The organism is Pantoea sp. CFCC18179 (assembly GCF_059412405.1).
In genome coordinates this window covers 922,954-941,863 of the sequence record NZ_JBNBPM010000001.1, presented here as the reverse complement: position 1 = coordinate 941,863, position 18,910 = coordinate 922,954, and the positions used below count along the sequence as shown (strand labels likewise).

General features: G+C 54.9%; 16 protein-coding genes. 11 read left to right on the top strand and 5 right to left on the bottom strand.

Going from position 1 to position 18,910, the window contains the following annotated elements; translation table 11 throughout:
* Window positions 1–396: 396 nt before the first annotated feature.
* The gene (locus ACPUC7_RS04425) at window positions 397–1,470 is read left to right on the top strand and encodes a DUF1176 domain-containing protein (RefSeq protein WP_494921901.1); all 1,074 of its coding nucleotides are present in this window, start codon (window positions 397–399) and stop codon (window positions 1,468–1,470) included.
* Between the two features lie 43 nt (window positions 1,471–1,513).
* On the opposite strand, the gene ampH is transcribed toward ACPUC7_RS04425, so the two are convergent.
* The 3 genes from ampH to tal form a co-directional block, all read right to left on the bottom strand.
* Window positions 1,514–2,683: a D-alanyl-D-alanine-carboxypeptidase/endopeptidase AmpH gene (ampH, locus tag ACPUC7_RS04420; protein WP_494921900.1), complete on the bottom strand. Its 1,170-nt coding sequence runs from the start codon at window positions 2,681–2,683 to the stop codon at window positions 1,514–1,516.
* Between the two features lie 146 nt (window positions 2,684–2,829).
* Complete coding sequence (tkt, locus tag ACPUC7_RS04415) at window positions 2,830–4,839, bottom strand: transketolase (RefSeq protein WP_494921899.1); 2,010 nt, start codon at window positions 4,837–4,839, stop codon at window positions 2,830–2,832.
* Window positions 4,840–4,905: 66 nt separating this feature from the next.
* Complete coding sequence (tal, locus tag ACPUC7_RS04410) at window positions 4,906–5,856, bottom strand: transaldolase (protein ID WP_343552496.1); 951 nt, start codon at window positions 5,854–5,856, stop codon at window positions 4,906–4,908.
* Window positions 5,857–6,145: 289 nt separating this feature from the next.
* Here tal and maeB point away from each other — a divergent pair, with 289 nt between their 5' ends.
* Window positions 6,146–8,425, top strand: coding sequence for an NADP-dependent oxaloacetate-decarboxylating malate dehydrogenase (gene maeB, locus ACPUC7_RS04405; protein ID WP_494921898.1), 2,280 nt, complete (start codon window positions 6,146–6,148; stop codon window positions 8,423–8,425).
* A gap of 815 nt (window positions 8,426–9,240) precedes the next feature.
* Here the strand turns inward: maeB and hemF are convergent.
* Both hemF and amiA read right to left on the bottom strand, forming a co-directional pair.
* On the bottom strand, window positions 9,241–10,152 hold the full coding sequence (gene hemF, locus ACPUC7_RS04400) for an oxygen-dependent coproporphyrinogen oxidase (protein WP_494921897.1): 912 nt from the start codon (window positions 10,150–10,152) through the stop codon (window positions 9,241–9,243).
* A gap of 48 nt (window positions 10,153–10,200) precedes the next feature.
* Window positions 10,201–11,058 (bottom strand): N-acetylmuramoyl-L-alanine amidase AmiA, encoded by an 858-nt coding sequence (gene amiA, locus ACPUC7_RS04395; RefSeq protein WP_494921896.1) that lies wholly within the window; start codon window positions 11,056–11,058, stop codon window positions 10,201–10,203.
* Between the two features lie 211 nt (window positions 11,059–11,269).
* On the opposite strand from amiA, the gene ACPUC7_RS04390 reads away from it, so the two are divergent.
* From ACPUC7_RS04390 to cysM, 9 genes are all read left to right on the top strand, one after another.
* The gene (locus ACPUC7_RS04390) at window positions 11,270–11,695 is read left to right on the top strand and encodes a GNAT family acetyltransferase (protein WP_224930746.1); all 426 of its coding nucleotides are present in this window, start codon (window positions 11,270–11,272) and stop codon (window positions 11,693–11,695) included.
* Window positions 11,696–11,702: 7 nt separating this feature from the next.
* Window positions 11,703–12,164: a DUF2919 domain-containing protein gene (locus ACPUC7_RS04385; RefSeq protein WP_494921895.1), complete on the top strand. Its 462-nt coding sequence runs from the start codon at window positions 11,703–11,705 to the stop codon at window positions 12,162–12,164.
* A 63-nt stretch (window positions 12,165–12,227) separates the two neighbouring features.
* Window positions 12,228–12,842, top strand: a complete 615-nt coding sequence (locus ACPUC7_RS04380) for an RpoE-regulated lipoprotein (RefSeq protein ID WP_494921894.1) — start codon at window positions 12,228–12,230, stop codon at window positions 12,840–12,842.
* A 102-nt stretch (window positions 12,843–12,944) separates the two neighbouring features.
* Window positions 12,945–13,841: a Dyp-type peroxidase gene (locus tag ACPUC7_RS04375; RefSeq protein ID WP_494921893.1), complete on the top strand. Its 897-nt coding sequence runs from the start codon at window positions 12,945–12,947 to the stop codon at window positions 13,839–13,841.
* 219 nt (window positions 13,842–14,060) lie between these two features.
* Complete coding sequence (locus tag ACPUC7_RS04370) at window positions 14,061–15,077, top strand: sulfate ABC transporter substrate-binding protein (RefSeq protein ID WP_494921892.1); 1,017 nt, start codon at window positions 14,061–14,063, stop codon at window positions 15,075–15,077.
* A complete protein-coding gene (gene cysT, locus ACPUC7_RS04365; protein WP_343552505.1) occupies window positions 15,077–15,916 on the top strand; it encodes a sulfate/thiosulfate ABC transporter permease CysT in 840 nt (279 codons plus the stop codon). The genes ACPUC7_RS04370 and cysT overlap by 1 nt, the downstream gene beginning before the upstream one ends.
* Window positions 15,916–16,788, top strand: a complete 873-nt coding sequence (gene cysW, locus ACPUC7_RS04360) for a sulfate/thiosulfate ABC transporter permease CysW (protein ID WP_343552506.1) — start codon at window positions 15,916–15,918, stop codon at window positions 16,786–16,788. The genes cysT and cysW overlap by 1 nt, the downstream gene beginning before the upstream one ends.
* Entirely contained in the window at window positions 16,778–17,866 is a 1,089-nt protein-coding gene (cysA, locus tag ACPUC7_RS04355; RefSeq protein WP_494921891.1) for a sulfate/thiosulfate ABC transporter ATP-binding protein CysA, read from the top strand. Before cysW ends, cysA begins: the two co-directional genes overlap by 11 nt.
* Before the next feature lie 71 nt (window positions 17,867–17,937).
* Window positions 17,938–18,819, top strand: a complete 882-nt coding sequence (gene cysM, locus ACPUC7_RS04350) for a cysteine synthase CysM (RefSeq protein WP_343552508.1) — start codon at window positions 17,938–17,940, stop codon at window positions 18,817–18,819.
* Window positions 18,820–18,910 lie beyond the last annotated feature (91 nt).

Sequence of the window (18,910 nt, the reverse complement as noted above, 5' to 3'; positions counted from 1 at the left end):
TAGAGTGATTTGGATCTTGTATTTATGTAAATGAGATGTCTGGTTATCAAAATTAAGTGATTCAAATCACATTAAATGGCTAAAAACGCCTTATTAGCTGAATCGTAATAAATAAATGCTACCGCCAGAAATCACTCTACCATGACCGAGTTTGACCGTTTGTGTGTATTTGACCGTTTTGTGATGCGGTGATATTTGTCCGACGAATCCGATTGAGTGCAAATCATGCAAAATGGATGATGAATGCCATGCGTCACCCTTATCCGAACGACAAACACTGCCTGCTTTTTCGGCAGTTAACACCGCTTTTAGGGCCGGCTCACAGTTTAGGCCTGCTGACAGCGTTCCCGTTGCGCTATCATTTTCTTTCCAGGAATTTGGGGACCGATTTTTTTAATGTCGTATTGGATGAAGTTACTGCTTTTATTGCCCTTTCTTTTTGTCGCGTGCGTACAGGCCGAGCCACTGCAAAAGTCGTTTTCTGACTGGCAACTGACCTGTAACAATGCGGCTTTTTGCGTGGCACGCAGTTTTCCTGGCGATAACGGCTTAGTGATGACGATTTCACGTCATGCTGGCGTTAACGATCGGCCATTGCTGCGCATTGATTACGGCAGCGCCTATAGCGGTGAATTGCCGGGTGGCCCGTTGAAGGATAATTTGCTGTTGGATCAGCGCCGTCTGACGCCCGATCTCAAACACTGGACGGTGGAACCGCATCATCTTGCGACCAGCAATGCCATCGCCATCGATGAATTCCTCGCGCAGACGCTGGATGCGCAAAACCTACAACTCACCTACAAAGCCAGCGCCGTGATTCCGTTAAGCGGCATGAAGGCCGCCTTATTGTTAATGGATGATGTGCAGGGCAGGGTAAATGGCGCCAGCGCGTGGGTGAAACGCGGCGACCGTGTGCAATGGGATGTGCCGCCGCAACCGGTGTTACCGCAACTGCCCGCGCCATTACCGTCACCTGCGCCATTGACGCAAGAAGAGACCAGCGGCTTGATTGACTTTGGCACCTGGCGCGTCAACACCGACAACTGTTCGCTCGACCCGCTTAAGCGCGAAGTGAGCGTTTCGCCACTGACCAATGACAAAGCGTTGCTACTGATCAGTTGTGAAACCGGGGCGTATAACGTTATCGATCTGGCGTTTGAAGTGACGCGCACCGCGCCTTATGTGTCGCGCGGTTTGAGTTTAACGCTGCCGTTCACGCCGCCATCGCGCAGTGATAATCAGCTGGAATTGGTCAATGCCGAGTTCGATGCCAGCAATCGCATGCTGTACACCTTTAGTAAAGGACGTGGATTAGGCGATTGCGGCACGGCAACGCGCTGGCAGTATGACGGCAATGATTTTGTGTTGGCGGAGTATGCGGAAGAGAAAACCTGCGATGCATGGCACAGCAGTGATGATTGGCCGACGTTGTGGGTCAGCCAACCGCAGAATGGCGTGCAATCGCGTTAGTCAGTTGTAGGGTCGCCATTTATGGTGACCGCCATCCACACATTTAACGAATCGCTTGCACCGCTATCGGTGAACCATTCTGATTACCCACCAACTCGGCCAGCATATTATTCACGCCATCGCTCATCGGGGTGAAACGCGTTAATGGTGAACGCGTTACTACCACGAATACGCCAACGTTATGCTGTGGCACCATCGCCATATAAGTAATGAAACCGCCACCGCCGCCGGTTTTCTGAATAATCCCCGGACGACCTTCCTTCGGCCCCATATACACCCAGCCCATACCCAACGCATCGGCGCGGCCCGGCACATCCATGCCTTCGACTTTGTTAAGCTGGTCGCGACGATAAATCAGCGTTTGCAGGCGATCGATTTGCGGCGTGCGGTGATTCACAGCTGAATTAAGGAATTGCTGCATCCAGCGGCCCATATCGTCTGGCGTGGAGTAAACGCCGCCGCTGCCAATCGCCGCCAGCGTGTTATTGCACGGGCTGGCGCCTTTCTCCGCCACCATCAAACGCTGGCATTGATCCGGTGAAGGCGTAAAAGTGGTGTCTTTCATGCCCAGCGGACGGGTGATCAACTGTTGAAATAAAGCGGGATACGGCGTGCCGGCTGCTTTGGCGAGTGCATCGCTGAGCAAATCAAAGCCAAGGTTAGAGTAAGCCGCGTTAGTGCCTGGCGCCGCTTTCAATGCCGCGCCGCTCAGCCATTGCCAGCGATCGGATTTGGTCGGCCAGACAAAAACCGGACGATGCGGCTTGCCGCCTGGCTGCTCGCGTGGCAGGCCGCTGGTGTGCGTAGACAGGTTAATAAGGCGAATCGGCTGGCCGTTAAAGCTCGGCACGCGTGCGCCGGGCGGGGCGTATTTGCTGAGCGGATCGTCGAGGCGAATCTGCCCGCGTTCGGCCATCTTGACCATCACTTCGCTGGTCATCAACTTGCTTAGCGAAGCGATACGAATCAGCGAATCCTGCTGCGGACGCACATTGTTGCCGGGACGCGTATCACCGAAGCTGGCGAAAACGCGCTGATTGCCATCAATCGCCACCAGCGCCATGCCGGTCGCGCCGCTGCCATAGAAAATGTGCTCGGCATAGCGATCAACAATCTGCGAGGCCAACAGCGGATCGGGCGACGTTTGCGCCATGCTTTTTAATGGAAGCACTGAAACCATTAAGGCCAGTAAAAAAGGAGTACGTTTTTTCAACAAGGAAGCGTCCGCTATAAGAATCGGAGGAAAGCTTATAGTAATCAGTTTGCGCGGGGCGTGAAGAGGGTTGAGCGGATTTTTTTCTGTATCAGGCTGTGATCAAAAAACGGCCCTTGCGCCAGGACGACGCAGGGCCGGATCGATTAGTGCGGCTTGAGTAAAGCTTCGGTGTGGCTAACGATGTTTTCCACCGTGAAGCCAAATTCCGGGAACAGCTTGCCTGCCGGCGCAGACTCACCAAAGGTGGTCATGCCGACAATCGCGCCATCCAGTCCAACATACTTGTACCAGTAATCGGCGATACCGGCTTCCACCGCCACGCGCGCTTTGACGCCAGACGGCAATACCGATTCGCGATAGGCCGCATCCTGCTTATCAAACACATCGGTACTGGGCAGCGACACCACGCGAATTTTGTGGCCGTTGGCGGTGAGTTTTTCCGCCGCGCCGAGCGCGATTTCAATCTCGGAACCGGTGGCGATAATGATCGCTTCCGGCGTGCCCGCGCTGTCTTTCAGCACGTAACCGCCGCGTGCGATATTCGCCACTTGCTGCTTATCACGCTCCGGCTGCAACAGGTTCTGACGCGACAGAATCAGCGCCGTTGGGCCATGATGACGTTCCACCGCCGCTTTCCACGCCACCGCGGTTTCCACCTGATCGCATGGACGCCACAAGCTAAGATTTGGCGTCACGCGCAGGCCCGCCATCTGCTCAACCGGCTGGTGCGTTGGACCATCTTCGCCGAGGCCGATGGAGTCGTGCGTATACACCAGTACCTGACGCGCTTTCATCAGTGCCGCCATGCGCACCGCATTACGCGCATATTCGACGAACATCAGGAAGGTGGCGGTGTACGGCACAAAGCCGCCGTGTGTGGCGATGCCGTTGCCAATCGCCGTCATACCAAACTCGCGCACGCCGTAGTGAATGTAGTTACCGGCGAGATCTTCTTTGATCGATTTCGAACCGGACCAAATGGTGAGGTTGCTGGGCGCTAAATCCGCTGAACCGCCGAGGAATTCCGGCAGCAGCTTGCCATACACTTCCAGGGTGTTTTGCGAGGCTTTGCGGCTGGCAATTTTTTGCGGATTAGCCTGTAAATCGGCAATAAATTTCTGGGTTTCCGTTTCCCAATCAACCGGCATTTCGCCGCTGATGCGACGGCTGAATTCTTCTGCTAATTCAGGATGCGCCGCTTTATAGGCCGCAAATTTTTCATCCCAGGATTTTTCGCGCTGGCTGCCGGCTTCTTTGGCATCCCATTGCTGATAAATCTCTTTTGGAATTTCAAATGCCGGGTATTTCCAGCCCAGTTTCTGCCGCGTTAGCGCCACTTCCTCTTCACCCAGCGCCGCGCCGTGCGACTCTTCTTTACCGGCTTTATTCGGCGAACCGAAACCAATTACCGTACGGCAGATGATCAGCGAAGGTTTATCGGTGACGCTTTGCGCCTCTTTGATCGCCGCCGCAATCGCTTCAGGATCGTGACCATCAATGCCTTCGGCGCTGCCGATCACATGCCAGTTGTAAGCTTCAAAGCGTTTATGGGTATCGTCGGTGAACCAGCCTTCGGTTTCACCATCAATTGAAATCCCGTTGTGATCGTAGAAGCCAATCAGCTTGCCGAGGCCCAGCGTACCGGCCAGTGAACTCACTTCGTGTGAGATACCTTCCATCAGGCAGCCATCGCCCATAAACACGTAGGTGTAGTGGTCAACGATGTCGTGATCGGGTTGGTTGAATTGCGCCGCCAGCGTGCGTTCGGCAATCGCCATGCCCACCGCATTGGCTAAGCCCTGACCGAGCGGGCCGGTGGTGGTCTCGATGCCTGGCGTGTAACCGAGTTCGGGATGGCCCGGCGTTTTGGAATGTAGCTGACGGAAGTTTTTCAGCTCTTCCATCGGCAGATCGTAACCGGTGAGATGCAGCAAACTGTATTGCAGCATCGAGCCGTGACCGTTGGACAAAATGAAGCGGTCGCGATCGATCCACGCCGGATTATTAGGATTGTGTTGGAGGAAATCGCGCCATAGCACTTCGGCGATATCGGCCATGCCCATCGGCATTCCTGGGTGGCCAGAATTTGCTTTTTGTACCGCATCCATGCTCAGTGCACGAATCGCGTTAGCCAACTCTCTGCGTGAAGACATAAGGTTCTCCCTTGTGATTTGGCGATAGCGGACGAGCAGACGCCCGTCCGGCATGAGATGTTTGGATTACAGACGTGAAGAGAGCACATCCTCCAGCTTCTGCTGGTCAATGGCGAACTGACGGATGCCGTCGGCCAGCTTTTCCACCGCCATCGGATCCTGATTGTGTTCCCAGCGGAATTCCGCTTCAGACAGCGATGCTGGCTGGTGGAAGCCTTCGGTTGATGGCTCAAGTTTGCGTTCCAGCGGCGCATCGCTGTTGGCTAACTCTTCCAGCAGATTCGGCGAAATGGTCAGGCGGTCGCAACCGGCCAGCGCCAGGATCTGCTCCACTTTACGGAAGCTGGCACCCATGATCACCGTGCTGTAACGGTGCTTTTTGTAGTAATCGTAGATACGACGCACAGATTTCACGCCTGGATCTTCATCCACGACATACGGGTCCATCGGTTTACGGCTGTTGTACCAGTCGTAAATACGGCCAACGAACGGCGAAATCAGGAATACACCGGCTTCAGCACAGGCGCGGGCCTGAGCGAAGGAGAACAGCAGCGTCAGGTTGCACTGAATGCCGTTTTTCTCCAGTTCCTCGGCAGCTTTAATGCCTTCCCAGGTTGAAGCCAGTTTGATCAGGATGCGTGAGCGATCAATGCCGTTCTCTTCATACAAACGCACTAATTTTTCTGCTTTGGTTACACACATGCCACGATCGAAGGAGAGGCGCGCATCCACTTCGGTCGAAACACGGCCCGGTACGCTTTTCAGAATTTCCATACCGAGGTTAATCGCCACTTTGTCGCTGGCGTTAATGATTTGCGTCTCTTTGCTGCCACCCTGTTTTTTCGCATAGTCGATGGCGTCATCAATCAGATGTTTGTAAGCGTCGAGACCGGCGGCTTTCAGAATCAATGAAGGGTTGGTGGTGGCGTCTTCCGGGTGGTAATGACGAATAGATTCGATATCGCCACTGTCCGCCACCACGGTGGTGTACTGTTTCAATGCATCTAGCTGGTTCATCGCTTAACTCCTTGATGAGCAAATTTGTGGGCAAAGCTGTGTTGCCCATTCCTGTTGAAGTCCGGTCCAACACAGTGCTACAGACGTTTCACGAAGAAAATGCGTTTTCTCTGAAACGCTTCAGCTACGCGTTTTGCCATCAATAAGAATAGCAGGCTGTGACAAAGCCGCAGGCGCAGCGGTAGCAATCCGTGCCCTTTGTACTGTGCGTTCTTTGAGCGCCTTCACCCTCTTGTGGGCCGCAAATTCCTATACTGATGGCTCATTTAGCGGTGCCAAAGGATGCCTAATGGACGATCAACTGAAGCAAAGCGCGCTCGATTTCCACCAATTTCCCACTCCCGGAAAAATTCAGGTTTCACCGACCAAACCGTTAGCCACGCAGCGTGATTTGGCGCTGGCCTATTCGCCTGGCGTGGCGGCACCTTGTCTGGAAATCGCCGCCGATCCGCTGGCAGCGCGCAAATACACCGCGCGTGGCAATTTAGTGGCGGTGATCTCAAACGGCACCGCGGTGCTGGGATTGGGCAACATCGGCGCGCTGGCGAGTAAGCCGGTGATGGAAGGCAAAGGCGTGCTGTTCAAGAAATTTGCTGGCATTGACGTGTTTGATATCGAAATCGACGAACACGATCCCGACAAACTGATTGAGGTGATTGCCGCGCTGGAACCGACATTTGGCGGCATCAATCTGGAAGACATCAAAGCGCCCGAGTGTTTCTACATTGAGCAAAAACTGCGTGAGCGCATGCAAATTCCGGTGTTCCACGACGATCAACACGGCACGGCGATCATCTGTACCGCGGCGGTGCTTAACGGCTTAACCATCGTGAAAAAAGCCATCAGCGATGTGCGTTTGGTGGTGTCGGGCGCGGGGGCTTCAGCGATTGCCTGCCTGAATTTGCTGGTGGCGCTGGGCATGCAGAAACACAATATCGTGGTGTGCGATTCGAAAGGGGTGATTTACCGCGACCGTGAGCCGAACATGGCGCCGACCAAATCCGCCTATGCAGTCGCCGACAGCGGCGCACGCACGCTGGATGAGGTTATTGGTGGTGCAGATATCTTTCTGGGTTGTTCAGGGCCGAAAGCGCTGACGCCAGAGATGGTTAAGAAAATGGCGCAGGATCCACTGATTTTGGCGCTGGCGAATCCTGAACCGGAAATCATGCCGCCGCTGGCGAAACAAGTGCGTCCGGATGCGATTATCTGTACCGGACGTTCCGATTTCCCCAATCAGGTCAATAACGTGCTGTGTTTCCCGTTCATCTTCCGTGGCGCGCTGGACGTGGGAGCCACCGCGATTAATGAAGAGATGAAACTGGCGGCGGTGCACGCCATTGCCGCACTGGCGCAGGCGGAGCAAAGCGATGTGGTGGCGTCAGCGTATGACGATCAGGACTTGAGTTTTGGCGCTGAATACTTGATTCCCAAACCTTTTGATCCGCGCTTGATTGTGCAAATCGCACCAGCAGTGGCTAAAGCGGCGATGGAATCTGGCGTCGCCACGCGGCCAATTGCCGACTTTGACGCTTATCGCGAGCAGCTCACCGAATTCGTCTACAAAACCAATCTGTTCATGAAACCGATCTTCTCGCAGGCGCGTAAAGATCCGAAACGCGTAGTGATGGCGGAAGGGGAAGAGGTGCGCGTGCTGCATGCCACGCAAGAGTTGGTGTCGTTGGGGCTGGCGAAACCGATTTTGATTGGCCGCCCTAATGTCATCGCCATGCGACTGCAAAAGCAGGGTTTGAAAATCGAGGCGGGCAAAGATTTCGAGATCGTGAACAATGAATCCGATCCGCGCTTTAAAGAGTACTGGAATGAGTATTACCAGCTCATGAAACGGCGCGGCGTCACGCCGGAAACCGCTCAACGCGCGGTGATCGGCAATCCAACCTTAATAGGCGCGATTATGGTGCATCGCGGTGAAGCTGACGCGATGATCTGCGGCACCATCGGCGATTACCGCGAACACTACGACGTAGTGGAAGAGGTGTTTGGTTTCCGCGATGACGTAAAAGTCGCGGGCGCGATGAATGCGTTGCTGCTGCCGAGCGGCAACACTTTTATCGCGGATACCTACGTTAATGAAGATCCCAGCGCTGAGCAGCTCGCCGATATCACTTTGCTTGCGGCGGAAACGGTGCGTCGCTTCGGCATTGAACCGCGCGTGGCGCTGTTATCGCACTCCAGTTTTGGTACCTCAAATGCACCGGGCGCGCGCAAAATGCGTGAAACGTTGGCGCTGATTCAACAACGTGCGCCGGAGCTGGAGATTGATGGCGAGATGCACGGCGATGCGGCATTGGTGGAAAGCATTCGTCGCGAGTTGATGCCGGATAGCCCGCTGAAAGGCACCGCCAATTTACTGATCATGCCGAACGTAGAAGCGGCGCGTATCAGTTACAACCTGCTGCGCGTGTCTTGTTCAGAGGGCGTCACGGTTGGGCCGGTATTGATGGGGATTCGCAAGCCGGTGCATGTGTTGACGCGTATCGCTTCGGTGCGGCGCATCGTGAATATGGTGGCGTTAGCGGTGGTGGAGGCGCAAACCGAGCCGTTGTGATTTTTTGCCATGAATGGCGGGTGAGCGGTTAAGCGCTGGTGCGTCTTTCGTTCGCTATTGATTGAGCAGTTTCAGTGACGCCGTGCGGCGACCGAGCAGAGGGGCGATGTCGCGCCCCTCTGCACTCCCGCGCCTTGCGCCAGCCCATCCCGCCGCTACGCGGTACCTTCACTCATTTGCGCTGCCTGACGGACCGGCGGCGATTCGCTCCTGCTCAGCGCCACCTCTCGCCGCATCCATGCGGCTCGCCCTGGCATCTCTCATTCCCTCAGCGGGATGGGATGTCGCTCAATACCCGCGCTGCAACAATCTGCGTTTCATAAACACACCTTCGCTTCAGCCTTTGGTCACCATAAATGGCGACCCTACGAAACTCACAGTGGCTTGTAGGGTCGCCATTTATGGTGACCAGGTGCGCAAAAATGCGCACCCTACGAAAACATTGGGCGTACATAATTATCACAGACAATGCCGTTTTTAATTTAGAAAAGGCACTTGCAGGCGAGGTTTGCGGGCGGCATCCGCAGCGCCGAGTGAAGAGTGACGGCCAGGATGAGCCGACACGATGTCGGCGAAAGCGCGGCATGAGCCATGGATGGCGAATCCGCGCGGTCCGTCAGGCCGGAGGGATGAACGAGGGAACAGCGAGGACGGCGCAAGGCGCGGATTGCTAAGGCCCGCGCCTTCGGGCCTTAGCCCGTACGCTCGCATTGGGCAATCTGAAACTGCCGAATGATTAGCGGGCGGAACCTTCTCAGAGCAAGCGCGCGGCTTGTTGGGCGGAACCTTCTCAGTGCCTACCTGCTGCCTAGCGCTTACTTAACCCAATCCTTCACCGGCAGGAAATCGCGATACAACGCGGCTTCGGGCGAATCGGCTTCTGGCTGATAATCGTATTCCCAGCGCACCAGCGGCGGCATCGACATCAAAATTGATTCGGTGCGGCCGCCGGTTTGCAGGCCAAATAAAGTGCCGCGATCCCACACCAGATTGAACTCGACGTAACGGCCACGGCGATAAAGCTGGAACTGGCGCTCACGCTCGCCCCACGGCAGCGCTTTGCGTTTCGCTACAATCGGCAGATAAGCCTGGGTAAAACCGTTGCCAACCGCCTGCATGAAATCAAAACAATGGTCAAAGTCAGGTGTATTCAGGTCGTCATAAAACAGGCCGCCAATGCCACGTTGTTCATCGCGGTGTTTGAGATAGAAGTAATCGTCGCACCATTTTTTGTAGCGCGGATAGACATCTTCCCCAAATGGCTGGCACAGGTCGTGCGCGGTTTGATGCCAGTGCACGGCATCTTCTTCAAAACCGTAATAGGGCGTGAGATCGAAACCGCCACCAAACCACCACACCGGATCGGCACCCGGTTTTTCAGCGATAAAGAAGCGCACGTTGGCGTGGCTGGTGGGCACGTAAGGATTTTCAGGGTGGACGACCAGTGACACGCCCATCGCTTCAAAGCTGCGGCCGGCTAATTCCGGGCGATGCGCGGTGGCCGAAGCCGGCATTTGATCACCATGCACGTGCGAAAAGTTAACGCCAGCTTGCTCAAACACCGCGCCGTTACGCAATACGCGGCTGCGTCCACCACCGCCGCCCGGGCGCTGCCACTCATCTTCGGCAAAGCTCGCCTTGCCATCTTCCGCCGCTAATTGGGCGCAAATATCATCTTGCAGCGCCAGCAAAAAGGCTTTGACGCGGGAAATATCGGGATTGCTCATGAGTTACTCGTTGCGAAAATTTGCCGCGATTCTATCACAGGATAAACGCTATGCTTCGCGACGATCGACCTCATCAAAGTAGCGCGCAATGCCATCGGCAATCGCACTGGCGATTTTCTGGCGGAATGCCTGCGTGCCCAGCAATTGCTCTTCGCGCGGGTTAGTAATAAAGGAGGTTTCCACCAACACCGACGGAATGGACGGCGATTTTAATACCGCAAACGCTGCCTGTTCGGTGTGCTGACTGTGCAGATGATGCACCGGGCGAATCTGATCCAGCACGTGTTTGCCCAGCGTTAGGCTGTTGCGGATGGTGTCGGTTTGCACCAGATCGAACAAAATCTGGTTGAGGTAATGATCTTTATCCTGCACCTCGGCGCCGCCAACTTTATCGGCATCGTTTTCACGTTGCGACAAATAACGCGCCATTGCACTGCTGGCGCCACGATTGGATAAGGCAAACACCGAAGCCCCGTTAGCGTCCGGGCTGGTGTAGCCATCGGCATGAATCGACATAAACAGATTGGCACCATGTTGATGCGCGATTTCGACACGCTGATAGAGTGGAATAAAGTGGTCGCTTTCACGGGTTAATCGCACTTCGATGCGTGGATGCGCTTGCAGCAGCGTCTTCACGTTATTGGCGATCGCCAACACGATATGCTTCTCTTCCGAACCCTCTTCACCCACTGCACCGGAATCGATGCCGCCGTGTCCCGGATCGATCATCACGATGCGTTTGCCGTTGCTGGCCGGTTTTGGTGGCGTGTGGCGCGTGCTGACACTCAAATTGGTGTTTTCTTCTTTAGCCTGCACGGCGCGCGGCGATAACACCGCCAGCGCTAAACCGGAAAGAATCAGTTGGCGTCGATTGGTCAGGCGCTTTAGCAGTGAAATCTTGTTCATTAAGGTGTCCATAGCAGGTAAATCTTGCCCAGTGTTATAGCGTAACAATTGCCAGGCGGCGACCTCGTAACTATTTCAAGTGTTTACTTTCTATTGCAACTCACTAACAGCCATGTCGCACTTTTTTTACGCCGTTGTGTGGCGTGAGGGTTGCGCCTGGCAAAGAATACGTGATAATCAGCGAATTGTGCCTAATAGCAGGGTAACGTCGATGGAAATCCGTTCTTTCCGCCAGGAAGATTTTGAAGAAGTGATCACGCTCTGGGAGCGTTGTGATTTATTGCGCCCATGGAACGATCCTGAACTGGATATCGAACGCAAAATGAACCACGACGCGGAACTGTTTCTGGTAGCGGAAGTGGGCGGTGAAGTCGTCGGAACGGTGATGGGCGGCTACGATGGCCATCGTGGTTCCGTTTACTATCTGGCGGTGCATCCTGATTATCAGGGCCGTGGTTTTGCCAATGCGTTGATGAATCGCCTCGAGAAAAAGTTGATCGCGCGCGGGTGTCCGAAAATCAATTTGATGGTGCGTGAAGAGAACGACCAGGTGATCGCGTTTTATGAAAAACTCGAATATGAACCGGTGGATTCGGTGCTGCTCGGCAAGCGCTTGATCGAAGATCGCGAGTATTAAGCCACCAATGATCGGTTTGAAATACCTTCCTGAAGAGTACGATGCGAAAGGGCAGCTACGGCTGCCGTTTCTTTTCTGGTTGATCCTGTTATTGCAGGCGCGCACCTGGCTGCTGCTGGTGATGGCGGGCGCGTCACGTCAACAGGGCAACGACCTGCTGGCGCTGTTCTATCCCGATCGCCAAAGTTTTTGGTTAGGTTTGGCGTTGGGCATTCCGGCGGCTATCGGTTTATTACTCACCGGCTATCGTCAACGCCTGCCGCGCCTGTGGCAAAGCTGGCGACATGTGCTGAGTGCTTCGCTGCTGATTAGTCTGTTGTGGCAAGGTTATGGCTTGCTGCAAGGCGCCTTCCCTGATTCGCCTTTGCCACTGTTGTTAACACTGTTTGATCTGCTGGCATTAGTGTGGCTACAAACCCAATCCCGGCTGCGCGACTGCTTTTTACTCGAGCATCAGCACTTCGAATAAACTTTTTGCCGGTTTGCGACTCCAACAGGCACGCCAATCGGCTTAATTACTCAAGGAGTCTTCATGAAAGTTGTTCGTCACGCACTGCTGGTAAGCAGCATGGTTCTGGCAGGATGTGCCAGTTCAGGTTCGTCTACCAGCGCGAACGAGAGCCATTGGTACAACCCGCTGAGCTATCACTGGTCGGCATTGAATCCACTCGGCTGGTTTGGCGGTTCGCTTGATGTGACCGAACAAGGTGTGGCGGGTTTGAGCAGCACCACATCAATGTCGGAAGACGCGATCAATAAAGCCTTGAACGGCGACTACAAATTGCGTCAGGGTATGCGCACGCAGAATGGCCAGGTCGTGGATTTCTGGCAGGCGCTGGATGGCGACAAAGTGAAATTGGTGATTAACGGCAGCAGCAGCGTTGAGCGTATTGAAGTGCAGGATGACAGCGCCAAAGCGGCAGATGGCAGTAAAATCGGCGATCTGTTCAGCAACCAATTCAGCAAAGCCTACAATAACTGCAAAATGACGGCGGGCCTCGACGCGAAAGATGTGGAGTGCCGTGCACCAGGCAGCCAACACATATCTTATATCTACAGCGGTGATTGGCATGGCCCAGAAGGCTTAATGCCTTCGGACGATACCCTGAAAAGCTGGAAAATCAGCAAAATCGTCTGGCAGCGTTAACTAAGACGAAACTTGTTTAAACACAAGCACAAGCCGCGTGGCTTTCCGGTATGATACGGGCGAAAAAATCACCGTATAACTTTCATGCCGGAGAGCATTGCAATGTCTCAGATTCAGAGCGGTATTCTGCTTGAACACCGCCGCTTCGCCATTTGGCTCGAAGCCCGCGTAACGGGCGATCTTGACGCGCTGCGCCAGGGCAGCAAAGCCTTCTTACAGCAACTTGATGCGCTGCAAAACAAATTCAGTGATGCCGGATTAGGTGCGGTGATCGCCTTTGGTGATGCGCTGTGGCGCGACCTGCAAGGCAACGATTCCGCTCGCGAACTCAAAGCTTTTATGCCGCTCGGTAAAGGCATCGCGCCAGCCACCCAGCGCGATCTGCTGATCCATATTCAATCTTTACGCCACGACGTCAACTTTGCCCTGGCTCAAGCGGCGCTGAGCGCATTCGCCTCTGTGATTGCAATTGATGAAGAGACGCACGGTTTCCGCTGGGTGGAAGAGCGCGATTTGTCTGGCTTCGTTGACGGCACCGAAAATCCGCAGGGTGAAGCGCGCAAAGAAGTGGCGATCATCAGCGAGGGGCCGGATGCGGGCGGCAGTTATGTGTTTACCCAGCGCTGGGAACACAACCTCAAGCTGTGGGATCGCATGGCGGTGGATAAGCAGGAAGCGATTATTGGTCGCACTAAAGAGACCAATGAAGAGTTGCCGGGCGATCAGCGTCCTGACACGTCACATCTCAGCCGTGTTGACCTGAAAGAACAGGGCAAAGGGCTGAAGATTCTGCGCCAAAGCTTGCCGTACGGCAGCGCTAGCGGCACGCACGGTTTGTACTTCATCTCCTATTGTCATCGCCTTTACAACATCGAGCAGCAATTGCTGAGTATGTTCGGCGAGCGCGACGGCAAAATGGATGCCATGCTGCGTTTCACCAAACCGGTTACCGGCAGCTATTTCTTTGCGCCGTCGCTGGATGCCTTGCAGGCGCTGTGATGTAGAGCGCCAGGTCACCATAAATGGCGACCCTACAAGACCTGTGTAGGATCGCCATTTCATTCCCGCCTCCCGCATAAACTCTGCCGCCGTCTTATGCCTTTTTAGACTTTGAAATCCCTAAACGATATATAAAACCGTTACAGCTTTGACCTGAGTTATAAATACACTGACTGCATCTAATGGCATTGGCGTAATTGCCGTCTTTCTGGGTGCAGCATGACACTTCCGATTTCGAAAAAATGGCTTGGCGGTATCGCGCTCTCGCTGGCAATCGCTAGTGCAGCGCACGCGACTGAGTTGCTGAATAGTTCTTACGACGTTTCGCGTGAACTGTTTGTTGCCCTGAATGCGCCGTTTGAAAAGCAATGGGATGCTGCCCATCCCAATGACACGTTGACCATCAAACAATCCCACGCCGGTTCATCCAAGCAGGCGCTGGCGATTTTGCAAGGTCTGCGCGCCGATGTAGTCACTTACAATCAGGTGACAGACGTGCAGGTGCTGCATGACAAAGGCCAGCTGATCCCAGCAGATTGGCAGCAACGTTTGCCGAATAGCAGCTCGCCGTTTTACTCCACCATGGCGTTTCTGGTGCGCAAAGGTAATCCAAAGAACATCCATGATTGGGCCGATCTGGCGCGCGATGACGTGAAGCTGATCTTCCCGAATCCTAAAACCTCCGGTAACGGACGTTATACCTATCTGGCCGCGTGGGGCGCTGCCGATCAGGCCGATGGCAAAGACAAAGCCAAAACTGAAGCGTACATGGCGAAGTTCCTCAAGAACGTCGAAGTGTTTGATACCGGCGGTCGTGGCGCGACCACCACCTTTGCCGAGCGCGGTTTGGGCGACGTGCTGATTAGCTTTGAATCGGAAGTGAACAACATCCGCAATCAGTACGGCAAAGATCAATACGAAGTGATTGTGCCAAAAACCAACATTCTGGCGGAATTCCCGGTGGCGTGGATCGACAAAAACGTTGAGCACAATGGCACCACTGAAGCGGCTAAAGCCTACCTGAATTATCTCTACACGCCGGAAGCGCAGAAAATTATCACCAGCTATTACTATCGCGTGAACAATCCGCAGTTGATGGCAGAGCAGAAAGATCGCTTCCCGCAGACCGCATTGTTCAACGTTAACGATGCGTTTGGTGGTTGGGATAACGTGATGAAAACGCATTTCGCCGCCGACGGTGAGTTAGACAAATTGCTTGCAGCGGGGCGTGGGTAATGTTTTCGCTGGCGCAAAAACAAAAGCGTGTACTGCCGGGCTTTGGACTGAGCCTCGGCACCAGTTTGCTGTTCACCTGCTTGATTTTGCTGTTGCCAATCAGCGCGTTGCTGATGCAGCTGTCGCAGATGACGCTGGCGCAGTATTGGGCGGTGATTAGCCATCCGCAATTGATTGCGGCTTATAAGGTGACGATTCTGTCGGCTGGCGTGGCTTCGCTGTTCAACGCGGTGTTCGGTATGTTGATGGCGTGGATTTTGACGCGTTATCGCTTCCCTGGTCGCGCACTGCTGGATGGTTTAATGGATTTGCCGTTCGCGCTGCCTACCGCGGTAGCCGGTTTAACGCTGGCGGGATTGTTCTCGGTTAACGGCTGGTACGGACAATGGCTGGCACATTTTGATATCAAAGTCTCTTACACCTGGCTTGGCATCGCCGTGGCGATGGCGTTTACCAGCATCCCGTTTGTGGTGCGTACCGTGCAGCCAGTGCTGGAAGAGTTAGGCCCGGAATATGAAGAAGCGGCCGAAACGCTGGGTGCTACGCGCTGGCAGAGTTTCCGCCGTGTAGTGCTGCCGGAAGTGGCTCCGGCCTTGCTGGCTGGAACTGCGCTGTCATTTACCCGCAGCATCGGCGAATTTGGTGCAGTCATCTTCATCGCAGGCAACATCGCCTGGAAGACCGAAGTGACCTCGCTGATGATCTTCGTGCGTTTACAAGAGTTCGATTATCCGGCGGCGAGTGCGATTGCCTCGGTGATCATGGCGGCTTCGCTGCTGTTGCTGTTCGCGATTAATACCTTGCAGAGCCGCTTTGGCCGTCGCTTAGGAGGCCACTAATGGCGGAGATTTCACACATCAATCATGCCGACCGCCAACCGATTAACTGGGGAAAATGGCTGCTGATTGGCATTGGCGCGCTGGTTTCCATCCTGCTGCTGGTGGTGCCGATGGTGTCGATCTTTTGGGAAGCGCTCGGCCAGGGCTTGATTGCCTCGCTGAATAACCTGAAAGACGGCGATATGCTGCACGCGATTTGGCTGACTATTTTGGTGGCGCTGATTACCGTGCCGGTCAATCTGGTGTTTGGCACGCTGTTAGCATGGTTGGTTACGCGCTTTAGCTTCCCGGGTCGCCAATTGTTGCTGACGCTGTTTGATATCCCATTTGCGGTTTCGCCGGTGGTGGCCGGTTTGATGTATCTGCTGTTCTGGGGCGTGAATGGCCCGGCGGGCGGCTGGCTGGATGCGCACAATATCCAAATTATGTTCTCGTGGCCCGGCATGGTGCTGGCGACCATCTTCGTGACTTGCCCGTTTGTGGTGCGCGAATTGGTGCCGGTGATGCTCAGTCAGGGTAGCCATGAAGATGAAGCTGCGGTGCTGCTTGGCGCATCCGGCTGGCAGATGTTCCGCCGCGTGACGCTGCCGAACATTCGCTGGGCATTGTTGTACGGCGTGGTGCTGACCAATGCCCGTGCAATTGGTGAATTTGGTGCGGTCTCGGTGGTTTCGGGATCGATACGCGGTGAGACCTATACCTTGCCGCTTCAGGTTGAATTACTGCATCAGGATTACAACACCGTGGGCGCCTTTACTGCCGCCGCGCTGTTGACCCTGATGGCAATTGTGACGCTGTTTCTGAAAAGCGTGGTGCAGTGGCGATTAGAGCATCAGCAGAAGCGCCTACAGGAGGAAAATCATGAGCATTGAGATTAAACAAATCAACAAATCGTTTGACCGCACGGCGGTGCTGAACGACATCTCTCTGGATATTCCTTCCGGCAAGATGGTGGGGCTGCTTGGGCCATCCGGTTCCGGCAAAACCACGTTGCTGCGCATTATCGCCGGGCTGGAGCATCAGAACAGCGGACAGATTCATTTCAACGGTAAAGATGTCAGTCGCGTGCACGCGCGCGATCGCCAGGTTGGCTTTGTGTTCCAGCACTACGCCCTGTTCCGCCATATGACGGTGTTCGACAACATCGCGTTTGGTCTGACCGTGCTGCCACGCCGCGAGCGTCCGAGCTCTGCGGAGATCAAACAGCGCGTCACGCGTTTGCTGGAGATGGTGCAACTTTCCCATCTGGCGAATCGTTTCCCGGCGCAGCTTTCAGGTGGACAGAAACAGCGTGTGGCCTTGGCCCGTGCATTGGCGGTTGAGCCGCAAATCCTGCTGCTGGACGAGCCGTTTGGCGCGCTGGATGCGCAGGTGCGTAAAGAGTTGCGCCGTTGGCTGCGCCAGTTGCATGAAGAACTGAAATTCACCAGCGTGTTCGTGACCCACGATCAGGAGGAAGCGATGGAAGTGGCTGACACCGTGGTGGTGATGAGTCAGGGCAACATTGAACAAGTGGGCACGCCAGATGAAGTGTGGCGCGATCCTGCAACGCGCTTCGTGCTGGAGTTCCTGGGCGAAGTGAACCGCTTTGAGGGTGAAGTGCACGGTTCGCAATTCCATGTGGCCGCACATCGCTGGCCGCTGGGTTATACGCCAGCGCATCAAGGTGGCGTCGAGTTGTTCCTGCGTCCATGGGAAATTGACGTGTCACGCCAGAGCAGCCTCGAAACGCCGTTGCCGGTGCAGGTGCTGGAGATTAGCCCACGTGGCCACTTCTGGCAGATCGTGGTGCAGCCAAGCGGCTGGCATGGCGATGTGTTCTCAGTGGTGTTTGACGGCGATCATACCGCACCGATTCGCGGCGAACGTCTGTTCGTAGGCCTGCAACAGGCTCGCATTTACCATGGCACTACGCCGCTGCGCCCGGTTGCCTTTGCCGAAAGCGCCTGATATTTTTAGCACTTCCTCTGGGCGGGATGCTCCCGCCCACTGTTTGCCTCTCTTCTGTCTGGAATCAAATCGTGACCACACTGGAAAATACCATCGGCAATACGCCGTTGATTAAGTTGCAGCGTCTGACGCCTGATAACGGCAGTGAAATCTGGCTCAAGCTGGAAGGCAACAATCCGGCCGGTTCGGTAAAAGATCGCGCTGCCTGGTCGATGATCCATCAGGCGGAATTGCGCGGCGACATCAAACCCGGCGATACCTTAATTGAAGCCACCAGCGGCAATACCGGAATCGCACTGGCGATGATCGCGGCGATGAAAGGCTACAAGCTGCGCTTGCTGATGCCCGATAACATGAGCCAGGAACGTCAGGATGCGATGCGCGCTTATGGCGCGGAATTGCTGTTGGTGACGCGTGAGCAGGGCATGGAAGGCGCACGTGATTTGGCGCAGGCGATGGCTGATCGCGGCGAAGGACGCGTGTTGGATCAGTTTAATAATCCCGATAATCCGCTGGGCCACTATCTCACCACCGCACCGGAAATCTGGCAGCAAACCAAGGGTCGCATGACGCATTTTGTCTCCAGCATGGGGACTACTGGCACCATTACTGGCGTCGGCCGCTACCTGAAAGAGTTCGCTCCCGCGGTAAAAGTGATTGGCTTACAGCCGAAAGAGGGCAGCAGCATTCCCGGGATTCGTCGCTGGCCTGAAGCCTATTTGCCCGGCATTTACCGTGCTGAATTTGTCGATGATGTCATTGATATGGCGCAGCAAGAAGCGGAAGAAACCATGCGTGCGCTGGCGCAGCGTGAGGGGATTTTCTGTGGCGTGAGTTCTGGCGGCGCGGTTGCTGGCGCATTACGCATTGCGTCTGCTCAACCCGGCAGCGTGGTGGTGGCGATTGTTTGCGATCGCGGCGACCGTTACCTTTCCACCGGCGTGTTCCACTGAGTTATTTTTCCCACATTTAATCTGGCCTGCGCGTACCTTTAAAGTACGACCGGGCCATTTTTGTCTATAGTTCCCCTAATAATTGCCTGGC